The following is a 13,973-nucleotide window of genomic DNA, read 5'->3' on the forward strand; positions in this document are numbered from 1 at the left end:
CCTTTAAGGGCGATGAGCAAAATACACGTTCAATGACTTCTTACGAGCCTTCCAATCTGGCAAAAACTGTGCCACTAGATTGTGAAAGTTCTTGGAATGGTCTAAATATTTAAAATGAGCAAACTCATGAATCATAACGTACTCAATATACGCCTGTGGCCCCTCTAATAAACGGGTGTTCATCTTGATGAGCTGCTTGGCTGGCGTACAAGAACCCCAACGACTCTTCATACGCTGCTGTTTTATGGTTGGCATAGGCACATCAATACCTTGCTTGTGGTAGCGTTGATACACAACCTTTGCCCAATGGACAAAAACCTTCTCCCCTAAATTACGCCAATAACTTTGCATTAATTTATGCTTCGTATCAAAGGTCGTACCACGAGGCACTACCATGGTAAGGATGGCTTTACCATCAAAGCCAATATGAGGCTTTCCGTCCTGCTCAACTAAGCGCAATGTAACGGGAATACCGAGGATTGATAAGCTTTCACCATTCACATACTGTAACGCATCGACGCGCTTGGCATTCAATGCATCAATCTTATAACGAGCCCGCTCAATGAAGGGCATATTCTCGATAACAAACTTGTCCACCCTATAATCCGGCACATACGCATTCGCCGACACATGGATCACGCCATCCTTTGTAATGCGCATGTTCATGTTCTTCACACGCTTGATGGTTAACTCATATTCAATTCTGTTGCCATTATAGGTAATAGACCTAGTTGTTGAAGTATTCATACCTTTTATTTTATCATAAAACACTCATAAAAACGTAAAATTCTGGTGATTTTAATAGAATTACTTCGATTTTAATCAATACTGATTTTTATTAGTTTTTAGTATAAAAATGACACCTATACCAATCTCTTATGAAAGGTATAGATGTCATTAAAATAAGCTTATAACATTTAACACTAAATATTATTAAGGATAGAAGTTAATAAAGGTTAATCCCAAAATTAAAAATAATCATAAGTATAGAACCAACTCAACAATCTTCTAGAATCTATAATCCCAAGTCTATAAACTTCCCTGAAACTTTAATCTGCCAGAACATCCCTTTAGTGGCTTTTAAATCAATGCCTGTTTCTAACTTGTCAGAACTCACATCATAAAATGGTAATAATACCTGTAATGATGCTAATTTTGCCTTCATAGTAATTAAATCTTTACTTAATTGCCCTGATATATTAGTATCAGCTATCTCTTGTAAATTGGAAATACATGCTTGAAGATCTTCATTCTGAATACGTTCACACGTATATATTTCAGACAAATAGGTCTGTTTAATACAACTTAAGATTGATTCAGAAATAAATTCAGGTTTTTGTAAGACTTCATATAATCCTAACAAAAACAACGCCCAAAATATATCCTCTACATAATCGGTAAAGAAATAGATACCGAGCTTCTCTTCATCATGTGTAGAAATCTTTAACGCTTCAGATAAAGTATTACCCTCTAACTCCCGTTCTATTAAAGCAATCCAACTACTGCATTCAATATCATCTAACGTATCATTTAATGGTGGTATAGGAATCCTACGAGCCATCCACTCATCAACATCCTCTAAACTCATCCCATCTCCAATAATATTTAACAGTTTATCGGACAGATGTGCTTTTCTGCACATTAATCGAATTAACATACTAAATATGTAATATTCTAGAATGGTCAAATCAATATAATTTCGTCTATATGCCTTAACAGCACCTAATATAAAGACCACTAAAAATGTATCTAAACATTTTTTATTTTTAAAATAAATCATAGTTATACCTCTGTCCACTAATTTATTCTAGCTTAAAATCTATACGTTCATCATTAACCCGTTTTACTTAGTGAATTATAATAGTCCATTATCCATCAGCAACCCCAACAAAGTAAATATAGCAAAAATCAAAAGGATACTTAAAATAATCCTTACTACACGTCTCACTATAGGCTTAGCCGGAGTAAAAGATTCTATGCTATCATGATTACCAATCAACTCAGGGATACAAAGAAATGCAATAGTAAGACCTATAGACTGAATTGTATCTTTAACCTCATAATTAGTATTATATAAATTTAGTAAAGAATCAAAAAACTCCATTTATACACTAAATCTCCTTATAGTTAAAATGATACATACTAAATATAATATTAACTTTACCTATCTTTTTCTAATTTAACGATGACATCCTTTGTGTTTATATCATGAGTAATATCAACCCAAATATTATCATCTAAATCATATCCTATAATATGACTCTTATTTACTTCACGCCAGTTTATCTTTTCTTCTGAAAGTATATTCTTTACTGATTCCAAAGTAACACGTTTATAGGTATTTTTAAAAACATAAATTTGTCCGTTTCTACCTGTAGCAAAGTGCTCTTCACCTACTTTATACGCAGATATACCTACTAACTTTTGCTCATATACTGTTAGTTTTTGTATTTGTCCCGGTCTATTAATATACGCAAGCAAAGTAACAAGTCCCATTATGAAGAATCCGAACAAGATAAAACCAATATAAAATTTTACCCTAAAAGGTGTTCGATCTAATATAGATTTTACACCACTCCATACTTTCATAATGTCTCCTTTAAGACTAGTTAATATTCAATTCACTTCTATATTTCAATTATATATTAAACTAACTTATATCACCAACTGATATTTTAATATTGTTATATTTTATTTATTTTTATAGTTAGCCTTAACAAAGATTGCCAGAGCTTTAGCACGGGCATTTGCACTAGGGCAATAGAAAAGCACCATCTACCTAGGTCCGACTTATGTGTCGTTTCCTATTAAGATAGATGGTGCTTTTATAATTGCTCTAATTCAGTTGTTCAAATAAACATGTTCCACTCAATATACAAAGTAGTCTATTCCACTACTTTATATTTCGTCGTGCTGCCAGACTTCCAGCACTGCTGGCTAGGCCCACTCGATTGATATGTGGGTTCCCATGTTTGTATGTTTTTGGCTTGCTACTTTTATCTTCTACCTTTGATTTCTCAAATTTAGTAAATAGATTATCTAGCTCGCGCAAGAGCGCACGTTTTTGTGAGTCTTTCAACTCAAATACTTCACCTTTATAGGCGATGTATTTATTTTTGAGTACAGGACTGAGATCATAGATGGGCTCGTGTTGTTCTCCATTTACATCTAACAGCTCATCCAAGGTCAATCCATAATAGCGAGACAGGGCACAGAGTGTATCTAAATCTGGTTCGCGATACCCTGTTTCGTAATTTGAAAGCGCCGCATTACTGATACCTACGGCCTTTGCTACTTCGATTTGGCTTTTGCCCATGCGCACGCGAGCACGCTTTAAGTTCTTATAAAACTGCATGTTCATCACCTACATCGATACATAAACAACTACAAACTATATATTTTATAATAATGTATCACTGATTTTTATAGTAGAGTATCACTCATTTTTATAGTAGTGTATCACTGATTTTTTTGAAAGCTTCATCAGCTACGGCTAATGTGCGTTCGATTTCACTGCTCTTATGACAGATAGATACAAAGTTACTTTCATAAGGGCTTGGCGCATAGTAAATACCATGGCTCAAGTTATGATGGAAGAACATTTTGAATTGTTCTTCGTTGCACGCTGCTGCATCATCAAAGTTCTTAACTGGTTTATCAGTGAAGAAGATTGTGAACATGGAGCCTACCCGTTGTACTACAACAGGCACATTGTATTGAGCTGCCAAGCGTTCAAATCCTTCACAAAGGGCAATAGTTGCATCTTCTACTTGTTTGAAAATAGTTGGATCCCGTTGCAAAATAGAAAGCGTTGCAAGACCAGAGGTAACGGCAATAGGGTTACCGCTTAATGTACCGGCTTGGTAAATAGGACCAGCTGGCGCAATTTGGTTCATAATCTCACGAGAGCCACCAAATACAGCAAGTGGCATGCCACCGCCAACGATTTTACCTAGGCATGTAAGGTCAGGTTTGATGTTATAACGTTTTTGTGCACCGCCACTGCTAGCGCGGAAACCACACATAACTTCGTCAAAGATCAACACTGCGCCATGAGCCTTAGTCACTTCGCGCAAGGTTTCAAGGAAGCCTGGTTCTGGAGGCACACAGCCCATATTACCTGCTACAGGTTCTACGATGATAGCCGCAATAGTATCGCCGATCTCGTCGAATAGCTTGCGAACCGCATCAGAGTCATTGTACGGCAAGGTAATGGTGTTTTCTGCTACACCTTGAGGAACACCAGGGCTATCTGGCACGCCAAAGGTAGCAAGGCCAGAGCCAGCTTTCACCAAAAGTGCATCACTATGACCATGGTAACAACCAACGAATTTTACTATGCGATCGCGACCAGTATAGCCACGAGCTACGCGCAAAGCACTCATAGTCGCCTCTGTACCGGAGTTAACGAGGCGGATAACCTCCATAGATGGCATGAAGGCTTGTACCTTTTTAGCCAATTCTGTTTCTAGCAATGTAGGCGCACCGTAGCTAGTGCCACGAGGAATCGCCTCCTGTAAGCTAGCGATAACTTCAGGGTTCGCATGGCCCAAAATCATAGGGCCCCAGCTCAACACATAGTCGATGTATTCGTTGTTATCGATATCATAAATACGACTGCCGCTAGCACTGCTAATAAACGGAGGGTTAGAACCTACACTGCGGTAGGAACGAACCGGACTGTTTACGCCGCCTGGCATATAACGTTTAGCCTCTTCAAAGGCCTTTTCAGATTTACCGAGTTGGAACATGGTTTCTCCTTACTTTTGTAACCATTTAGCAATATCTATAGCATGGTACGTAATGATGATTTTAGCACCAGCGCGCTTCATAGAAAGCATTGTTTCCATAACGAGGCGTTCTTCGTCGATAAGACCAGCTGCAGCAGCGGATTTAACCATCGCATATTCGCCAGACACATTGTATACAGCTACAGGTAATTCATAGCGGTCACGTGTTTCACGAACGATATCCAAATAGGACAAGGCTGGTTTAATCATGATAATATCTGCACCTTCAGCGATATCGAGTTCGATTTCTCTGAAAGCTTCCAACCGATTAGCTGGGTCCATTTGATAGGATTTGCGGTCCCCAAATTTAGGAGCAGAGTTAACGGCACCACGGAACGGACCATAGTAAGCGGATGCGTATTTTGCAGCATAGCTCATAATAGATACATTAGTATAACCTGCCGCATCAAGGGCTTCACGGATAGCACCTACACGGCCGTCCATCATATCGGATGGCGCCACCATATGGGCACCTGCTTCCGCTTGGCTTACCGCTACTTTACAAAGCAATGGCAATGTTTCATCATTTAAGATTTCATGATCATCAATCATGCCACAATGGCCTGTTGTTGTGTATTGGCACAAGCACACATCAGCTACCACCAATAGGTTTGGCACCGCTGCACGGATGGCTTTGATAGCTTGTTGTACAGGTTGGGACATATCCCATGCAGAGGAACCTTGTTCGTCCTTATATGTAGGAATACCGAAGATTTCTACGCCAAGAATACCAAGATCATATACCTCTTGAGCCATTTTTACAGCTTCATCAACGGATAAGTGGTATTGGCCTGGCAATGTATCGATTTCTTTTTTGATACCTTCACCAGGAACAATAAATAATGGATAAATTAAGTCAGTTACGTCGAGTGTCGTTTCGCGTACCAAATCACGCATTTCTGGATTGATACGCAAGCGGCGAGGACGGTATGTTAAATCGTACATGTGATCCTCCTAAATGTCCTTTATAATAGCATTGACTAAGCCATCAGTTGTATATACATCGCTGATAACAGCTGGTTTAAGACCTGCACTCATAGCTGTAGCAGCTGTGATAGGTCCAATGCAAGCAATCTTAGTATTGCCTAATAGTTTCAATGCATCATCGCCCAATAATTGAATTGTATTCGTTACAGTAGAAGAGCTTGTAAAGGTAATGTAATCTACAGAGCCTTCTGTTAAAGCATTTACCAAAGCCTCTTGTTGAGATGTATCTTGTGTCGTTTCATATAAACGCAAGATATCTACATCTATATCGTGATGACGCAAAGAGCGTGGAATTACGTCGCGAGCTACTTTTGGTTGAATAAGCAATACGGAGTCCCCTGCTTTGAGTTCTTCTTCAAGAGCCTCTACAGCAGATTCAGCTTTATAGTCTGCAGGAATAATATCTGGAACGATACCATATTTTTGAAGTTCACGAGCTGTAGCACAGCCGATGGCTGCTACTTTAGAATTACCTAAAGCACGTGTATCCTTGCCTTCTTTATACAGAGCATCGAAGAAGTAACGAACCCCTTCACCAGATGTGAATACGATACATTGGTATTGTTTTGTGTTATTAATGATGCGTCGATCTTCATCAAATAACTCCAACGGAGATGTTTTAATAGCTGCCGCTTCAACTACATTAGCACCTTGAGCTGCTAATTTTTCACGGAATGCACTAGCTTGAGAACGAGCGCGTGTAACTACAATAGTTTTGCCGAATAAAGGTTTATTATCGAACCATTGTAATTTTTCACGAAGATTAACTACATCACCTACTACGATGATAGCTGGCGCTTTTAGTTGTGCCTTTTCTACGTCTTCTACTACATGTTCAAGGGTAGATACGAGAACTTCTTGAATCGTTTTTGTACCCCAACGAACAAGCGCTACTGGTGTAGAAGCTGGGCGTCCATGAGCCATCAATTTTTCTGCAATGGTAGGCAAATTGCCAACCCCCATTACAAAGCAAAGTGTATCTACTGCCGTAGCAAGGCCTTCCCAGTGAATACCAGATACTGCTTTAGTTGGATCCTCATGACCGGTTACAACCGCAAAGGAAGTTGCCATAGCGCGTTGTGTTACAGGTATGCCTGCATAGGCAGGGGCTGCAATAGGAGATGTTACGCCAGGTACAAACTCAAATGGTACACCAGCTTCGCCAAGAGCCATCGCCTCTTCACCACCGCGACCGAACACGAGTGGATCACCGCCTTTTAAACGGGCTACGACTTTCCCTTCTTTACCTTTTTGAACTAATAGCTCGTTGATTTCCCATTGGTGCATCGTGTGATCTTTACATTGTTTACCCGCGTAGATCAACTCTGCATCTGGGCGCGCCCATTCTAATAGATGTGCATCAGCTAAATAGTCATATACAATTACATCTGCTTTTTCGATGCATTCACGGCCTTTTACAGTAATGAGTTTAACATCGCCAGGGCCTGCACCGATTAGATATACCATACCTGTCATTTTATGATTCCTTCCTCTATGAGAGCATCCACAATATGTTTGCCACCTTCTTCGTATAAGGCTTTTGCTAGATTTTTGCCAAGGATTTCACCCTTCTTAGCAGGACCAGAGATTTCCCCTTCGTATACAGTCTTGCCATCGAGAGAGGCAATCATGGCCTTCAAGGTCAATTGACCTTTATTGATAATGCCGTGTACGCCCATTGGCACTTGGCAACCACCGTTTAGTTGTCGCAAGAAGCTGCGTTCCCCTTCAACGGCATAGCGCGTAGCTTCATCGTTAATAGGAGCCAGCATTTCAAGCATCTCTGTATCATCGGCACGACACTCGATAGCCAACGCCCCTTGACCAACAGCAGGAATCATTTCATCAGCCGTGAAGACTTGTGTGATTTGGTCTTCTAAGCCTAACCGTTTTAACCCTGCTTGCGCCAAGATAACGCCATCTAATTTTTCTGTTTCAATCTTGCTCAAACGAGTTTGTACATTTCCTCGAATCACCTCTACCTTAAGGTCAGGGCGGACGTGTAATAACTGCGCTTGGCGACGCAAGCTACTCGTTCCAATACGAGAGCCTTGCGGCAATTTATCTAATGTTTTGTACTCTGGGCTCACAAGCGCATCGTAAGGCACTTCACGAGCAGAGATAGCACCAAGGGTTAGCCCTTCTGGCAACTCTGTAGGCATATCTTTCAAGCTATGTACGGCGATATCAATGTCGCCTTTGTGCATAGCTTCTTCTAATTCAGCTGTAAACAACCCTTTACCACCCACTTGAGCCAGTGGTTTTTCTAAAATACGGTCACCCTTTGTATTAAAGTGAACTAACTCGACCGTAATGTTTGGATACAGACGTTGTAACTCTGCACTAATATGTTCAGCCTGCCACAGGGCAAGGGCACTTTTTCGCGTGCCGATTCTAATATGATCTCTCATGGCCTTAGCCTTCTTTCTCAAGATTAAACATATCTTTGAATAAATCCCAGTACAAACCTTCTTCCTCTGTACCAGCGATTTCGTTAAAGTGAATCATCGGTTCACGCAACATTTTGCGGATGATCATGCGACTCATAGAGTCCATAATGCGGCGCTCCTTATCAGAAATATCAGGCAATTTCGCTAATGCGCGATGTAACTCACGACGGCGAATGCGTTCTGCTTTTTCTGTAAGCAATGCCATCATAGGACGCACCGTTAAATAGCTCAATTTATCTAATAACTCTTCAATGGCGTCGTGGATAATAGGTTCTGCACGACGAGCTTCCTCTTCGCGCTGTGCCTTATTTTCTTCGACTACACTTTCAAGAGAGTCGATATTAAACAGGTAAATACCTTCCATATCTGCTACGCCGGGATCGATATCGCGTGGTACCGCAATATCAATCATAACGATTGGTTCGCCCTTACGAAGGGAGGTAATTTTCTTTGCTTCACGTTCAGTAATAATATAATGTGGCGCCCCTGTAGATGTAATGAGGATATCCGCATCTTTAGCGTAATCTACAAAGTTATCTAGCTTAACAGCTTTACCATTAAATCGCTCTGCTAGAGCCTCTGCCTTGGTAAAGGTTCTATTGGATACAAAAATCGTTTTTACACCCTTGGCTTGTAGGTGCGTTGCGGTCAACTCACTCATGGTACCTGCCCCTAAGATGAGTACAGTTGCTTCAGATAAAGGTTTATCTAAGCTATCCTCAGCTAGGTTAACAGCGGTGTAACTAACGGATACAGGCGTATTAGCAATGCCCGTATTAGTACGCACCTTTTTACCAACACTAATAGCGCGTTGGAATAAAATATTAAAAATTGTGCCCGTACAGCCTGCGCTATAAGCCTGAATATAAGCTCCTTTTAATTGGCTCAAGATTTGGCCTTCCCCTAACACAAGGGAATCAAGGCTCGCAGATACGCGGAATAGATGTTCAATGCAATCTCGTTCTTCGTAGAAGAAGAATGCATCTTCATCGATGTGGTCGGCACCTTTTAAATCCTTTAACACTGCCAACATATATTCTTTAGGGAACTCTACACCTTCTAAGGCCGCGTAAATTTCGGTTCTATTGCATGTAGACAAAATAACGCATTCTGCTACACAGTCAAATTCATAGAGGCGGTTCAGTGCTGATGCGACCTCGTCCTTATCAAACGAGAAACGTTCACGCACCTCTACAGCGGCACTTCTATGATTTAGACCTAATACCACTAATTTCATGGTCAAGTTTCTCCTCTATAGTCGTCCACTCTCCCTTGAGAATGGCTTCAAAAGTTTCTACGGTCAGATGATCTCGCCAAAATTTCTGTCGAGCCTCTGGGGTAGGAAGTAGTAACTTTACTTCTTCTCTAAATATTTTAAGTCTAGGCATAGCCTTTTGCAACTGACCATAACGATTCATCATATCTTGCCTTACGAGACGATTAATACGAGGCCCTATGTTATTAGCACTAATAGCGATATGAAGATCGCCTAATTCAAAGGACGAAGGAACAGTAAATCTGCACGCCCTAGGGTCATCACTGCGATTCGTCCAAACGCGGTGTTTTTTCCCCATCTCATATAACGTATCGTTTAATTCGCCATTATCTGTGCAGATAAAGAACAAACTGCTCGTTATAATGTGTTTTTCATCGTCCTTTGTGAAAGCACGGTCGTACCAAGTGATACGATTATCTTTTGCCCATTGGCTAATCCTATCTGTTACAGTGGGAGCGATCACCACAATGTTGCAAGGCTCATCAATAAAGAGCTGCATTCGTCGCTCTGCGACCTCTCCTCCACCAACGAATAGGATTGTATCTTCAGTTGTAGGTTGAAATGTTATAGATACCATGGCTGTCCTACTATATATAAAAAAATCGGCTTGATGGTCAAGCCGATTTTCAATTGCCTACATGAATCGTTTCAGATATACGCCGATACGCCCCTTACGAGATGTACCTGTAATGGCTTCTACCTTCATTCGGCCACGACCACGCATAGAGATAACATCACCTTCTTTAACTTCTTGGGATGCCCCCTTAGCTGGTTGCCAGTTTACTTGCAATAATCCTGCATTAATAGCGCTTACCAATTTAGTACGAGACACGCTAAAACCAGAACTTGCCACCGCATCTAAGCGCAAAGAAGCAACTGTAGTGCGGACTTCTTTAATTTTTTCTTCTTTTGGTGCAATATCTGATAGGTCAATAGCCTCTACAGATACGGAAACCATAGCGATTTTTGTGAAGTTTTGAATCACAAAGTCTGCTACGCTTTCATCCACCATAATTTGAGCGCCCCCTTGTTGAACGATAACGTCCCCAAATTTGGAGCGATCAATGCCAAGGCCCATCAAGGAGCCCAGCACATCGCGATGGGTAAGCAATCGGAACCGTGGGTCCCAATTCACCTTAAGGGCGCGAATGCCCATGTCCACAGTACCGTTAAAGTCGCTATCTACAAAGGCGATACGGATACGTTCCGCTCCTTCATAGCCACCGTCTGTCTTAACGATAAGCTGTGGGTAGTTAGCCTTGATTGCGTCTGCAATGACAAGGCCTGCAGGGCTCGTAAAGTCTGCCACGCGATAAGGGCGACCTTTTACAACCTGCTCAGCCAAGTCAAGCATGCGACGAGCTTCCTCACCGCTGCCACTGGCTTCAAAATATCGTATTAATTTACTAGTATCTGCCAAAATTATTTCCCCAATTCATTCGACCGAGCAAGACATGCTACTACGCCGTCTTGGAGAGCACTGCGAAGTCCACCTTTTTCCATGGCACCAATACCGGCAATGGTCGTGCCACCTGGACTTGTTACTTGATCTCGTAGTACTGCTGGATGATTGCCACTTTCAAGAGCCATCTTACCAGCACCATACATCGTTTGAGCCGCTGCCTTGATTGCTAAGTGACGAGGCAATCCAATGCGAACGCCCGCATCAGCCAAAGCATCAAGAATGACAAACATATAACCAGGGCCTGCACCAGATAGTGCGCCTAAGCGATCTAAATCGGCTTCGCTTACCACGGCCACTTCGCCGACAGCCTCAAACAAGGCTTGTACAGCGCGACCTAAGTCGGTATTTACATCATCCCCAGCAAGAGCGGTCATGCCTGCACCAATAGAAGCCGGTGTATTTGGCATAGCTCTAAACCAGTTAGCTTGTGGAATTGCTGCATCAAGGGTTTCTAAGGTGATACCTGCTGCAACGGAAATCATAACAGTCCCATAAGGTACTTCTTTTAACGTCTCTAATACAGATGGTAACACTTGTGGTTTTACGGCCAATAGAATGGTATTGTACTCGTTTACATTAGGCAATGTAGTAAAACCTACTACACCGAGTTCCTCAGTTAGAGCCTTACATTGTTCTTCGCGACGCACGAGAATGTGTGTATCACTTGCTTTCAACACGCCATGCTGTAATGCACCGCGCAATAAAGCGCCACCCATTGAGCCAACGCCTATACATAGGGTTTTACCTAACATCGTTGTCACCACCATTTATAGAGAAATTATTTATTGTCCCAAGCGTATTCGTTTTGCTCAGTTTTGTTGCTGTCATTATCAGAATAATCAATGGAAATGTTTACAGGTACGCACATGAAAATGTCTTTACCTACTTTTTCCAATTTGCCATCCAATGCAAAAGTCGCACCAGATACGAAGTCCACAATACGAGCTGCTTCATGAGGATCTGTATTTTCAAAGTTAATCAATACAGGACGCATGTCGCGCAATTGATGTGTAATATTTTCAGAGTCTTCAAATACTTTTGGTTCAATTACAACTACTTTCATAGCTGTTGGACGTTGTGTCATCGTAGATTGGCCTCCTACCTTGCGTGGATGAAATTCAGATGCACCGGATACTGGAGCTACTGGAGCTACTGGTGTAGGTTCCGCTTCATATTCCTCTTCATCTTCATAGTCATAATCATCATATTCATAGTCATCATCATTTTTGCCTAAGAATAAGTTTTTTGCTTTGTCTAAATAATCTCCCAATGCCATTTGGATTTCCTCCTAATACTTAACGCTATCGATTGTCAGGCAACCCGAGCCTTAATCATATACACGTTCCCCAAAAATTGCTGTGCCTACACGAACAATGTTAGCCCCTTCTTCTAAAGCGACTTCAAAGTCGTGAGTCATCCCCATAGATAAATATTGAATCTGCCCCTCTTCAAAGTAGCCCTTCATATCCTCATACAAGGCATTTGCTACGCGGAAGATTGGACGTGCTTCCTCTGGATCGTCGAAAAATGGCGCCATACACATCAAGCCCCGTACACGTACATGAGGTAATGTCTTTGCATAGTCTCGTATTTCTGGAAACTCCTCTACGGACATACCCGTTTTGGAGGCTTCTCGAGCCACGTTAACTTGCAATAATACGTCTTGTACCTTGTCGTGCTTTGTAGCGACCTTTTCGATTTCATCTAATAATTTACGGCTGTCTACAGAATGAATTAAATCAAACATAGGCACCGCTTGACGCACCTTATTAACCTGTAAATGACCAATCAAGTGCCATGTTAATGCTGGACCTTTATAGGTGAGCTGTTTTTCTTTAGCCTCTTGTACTCGATTTTCCCCCACATGAGTAACACCGAGACGTGCGACCTCTTCCACCGCTGATACAGGGTGGTTCTTAGTAACAGCTACTAATAATGCTGTATCTACGCGACCAACGCGCGCCATAGCATCTGCCATGCGCTGCTGTATTGCGTGTAGGGATTCTTCAATCATGTGATCCCCCTTCAATCTATATTTAAAAACCATAAAATATATTTGTATAGACTATTCTATTATATAGTATTTATTATTGATTGTACATCATTTAGGTCTTATAAAGCGCATAAATCCATGTATGTATATACTACCGTTCTTGTAGCATACCAAATAAAGCCATGCGACCTGTTTTACCAGATTCCCGACGATAGGAATAACAATCTCTATCTGTTACTGTATCGGTACTGCCAATAGCGATATTTTCTTTAGGCACACCATTCACCATAAGTCCTTCGGCGATAAAGTTCCATAAGTTGATATAGGCTTTATCTAGTTTATCACCTGGATAGTTTACAATATCAGCCACACTACGGTCCGTCATACCACGCCAAGCTGATTCAAAATGTTTCCCTAACTCTACATCGACTTCAAAGGATTCTGGTCCAATGCTAGGTCCAAGATAGATATAACAATCTTTGAACTCCGTACCGTAAGTTTCTTTCATAGCCTCAATAGTAAGGACTGGCAAATGACCAATGGCTCCCCGCCAGCCTGCATGTACCGTAGCGATGGCATGATGCTTAGCATCATAAATACCTACAGCCACACAATCGGCAGTAAACAAAAAGAGTGGTACATTAGGTAATTTTGTAAATACAGCATCACAATCGGCGATTGCTGTATCCTCTCCAAAGGCTCCAGCACCAACGAGATCTTCTGTGATTTCTACAGCTTTTAAACCATGTACTTGATTACCACAAGAGATTCGCTCTGGTTCAACACCTAAATATTCAGCAATAATAGCACGGTTTTCACGAACATACTTAGGCTCATCCCCTACGTGAAATGCTAAATTTAGTGATTCATAGGGCTCTTGAGATACGCCACCATGACGATAGGTATCCCCCATAATGATAGGAAATTGATTCGCCCAATTAGGTGCTTCATAGGACCAAGTACCATGAGGTCCTTTTACATCTATACGTTTTACAGATTCATTCATGAGTAC

Annotated in this window: 16 protein-coding genes; all 16 read right to left on the minus strand. The window is 41.3% G+C overall.

What is annotated here, in order from left to right:
- Positions 1–3: 3 nt before the first annotated feature.
- Positions 4–771, minus strand: coding sequence for a M48 family metallopeptidase (locus VCHSUH04_RS00230; RefSeq protein WP_105084885.1), 768 nt, complete (start codon positions 769–771; stop codon positions 4–6).
- A 244-nt stretch (positions 772–1,015) separates the two neighbouring features.
- Positions 1,016–1,780, minus strand: a complete 765-nt coding sequence (locus VCHSUH04_RS00235) for a DUF3969 family protein (RefSeq protein ID WP_105084886.1) — start codon at positions 1,778–1,780, stop codon at positions 1,016–1,018.
- A 75-nt stretch (positions 1,781–1,855) separates the two neighbouring features.
- A complete protein-coding gene (locus VCHSUH04_RS00240; RefSeq protein WP_101928444.1) occupies positions 1,856–2,104 on the minus strand; it encodes a hypothetical protein in 249 nt (82 codons plus the stop codon).
- Between the two features lie 56 nt (positions 2,105–2,160).
- Positions 2,161–2,589, minus strand: coding sequence for a hypothetical protein (locus VCHSUH04_RS00245; RefSeq protein WP_105084887.1), 429 nt, complete (start codon positions 2,587–2,589; stop codon positions 2,161–2,163).
- A gap of 304 nt (positions 2,590–2,893) precedes the next feature.
- Complete coding sequence (locus tag VCHSUH04_RS00250; RefSeq protein ID WP_105084888.1) at positions 2,894–3,355, minus strand: helix-turn-helix domain-containing protein; 462 nt, start codon at positions 3,353–3,355, stop codon at positions 2,894–2,896.
- A 91-nt stretch (positions 3,356–3,446) separates the two neighbouring features.
- A complete protein-coding gene (hemL, locus tag VCHSUH04_RS00255; RefSeq protein WP_105084889.1) occupies positions 3,447–4,751 on the minus strand; it encodes a glutamate-1-semialdehyde 2,1-aminomutase in 1,305 nt (434 codons plus the stop codon).
- Between the two features lie 9 nt (positions 4,752–4,760).
- Complete coding sequence (gene hemB / locus VCHSUH04_RS00260; protein WP_039969007.1) at positions 4,761–5,735, minus strand: porphobilinogen synthase; 975 nt, start codon at positions 5,733–5,735, stop codon at positions 4,761–4,763.
- A 9-nt stretch (positions 5,736–5,744) separates the two neighbouring features.
- A complete protein-coding gene (gene cobA / locus VCHSUH04_RS00265; protein WP_105084890.1) occupies positions 5,745–7,253 on the minus strand; it encodes a uroporphyrinogen-III C-methyltransferase in 1,509 nt (502 codons plus the stop codon).
- Positions 7,250–8,188 carry a hydroxymethylbilane synthase gene (gene hemC, locus VCHSUH04_RS00270; protein WP_105084891.1) on the minus strand — a complete coding sequence of 313 codons (939 nt, stop codon included), beginning with the start codon at positions 8,186–8,188 and terminating at the stop codon, positions 7,250–7,252. The genes cobA and hemC overlap by 4 nt, the downstream gene beginning before the upstream one ends.
- A 4-nt stretch (positions 8,189–8,192) precedes the next feature.
- Positions 8,193–9,464 (minus strand): glutamyl-tRNA reductase, encoded by a 1,272-nt coding sequence (gene hemA, locus VCHSUH04_RS00275; protein WP_105084892.1) that lies wholly within the window; start codon positions 9,462–9,464, stop codon positions 8,193–8,195.
- Positions 9,433–10,080 (minus strand): bifunctional precorrin-2 dehydrogenase/sirohydrochlorin ferrochelatase, encoded by a 648-nt coding sequence (locus VCHSUH04_RS00280; protein WP_105084893.1) that lies wholly within the window; start codon positions 10,078–10,080, stop codon positions 9,433–9,435. Before VCHSUH04_RS00280 ends, hemA begins: the two co-directional genes overlap by 32 nt.
- A gap of 57 nt (positions 10,081–10,137) precedes the next feature.
- Positions 10,138–10,923: an RNA-binding protein gene (locus tag VCHSUH04_RS00285; protein ID WP_105084894.1), complete on the minus strand. Its 786-nt coding sequence runs from the start codon at positions 10,921–10,923 to the stop codon at positions 10,138–10,140.
- 2 nt (positions 10,924–10,925) lie between these two features.
- A complete protein-coding gene (gene proC / locus VCHSUH04_RS00290; protein ID WP_199176407.1) occupies positions 10,926–11,720 on the minus strand; it encodes a pyrroline-5-carboxylate reductase in 795 nt (264 codons plus the stop codon).
- A 26-nt stretch (positions 11,721–11,746) separates the two neighbouring features.
- On the minus strand, positions 11,747–12,244 hold the full coding sequence (locus tag VCHSUH04_RS00295; protein WP_009351152.1) for a cell division protein SepF: 498 nt from the start codon (positions 12,242–12,244) through the stop codon (positions 11,747–11,749).
- 51 nt (positions 12,245–12,295) lie between these two features.
- Complete coding sequence (locus VCHSUH04_RS00300; protein ID WP_105084896.1) at positions 12,296–12,982, minus strand: YggS family pyridoxal phosphate-dependent enzyme; 687 nt, start codon at positions 12,980–12,982, stop codon at positions 12,296–12,298.
- Between the two features lie 130 nt (positions 12,983–13,112).
- Positions 13,113–13,967 (minus strand): peptidoglycan editing factor PgeF, encoded by an 855-nt coding sequence (pgeF, locus tag VCHSUH04_RS00305; RefSeq protein WP_105084897.1) that lies wholly within the window; start codon positions 13,965–13,967, stop codon positions 13,113–13,115.
- Positions 13,968–13,973 lie beyond the last annotated feature (6 nt).

The sequence above is a fragment of the Veillonella sp. T14073-2 genome (assembly GCF_002959875.1).
Lineage (GTDB): Bacteria > Bacillota > Negativicutes > Veillonellales > Veillonellaceae > Veillonella > Veillonella infantium.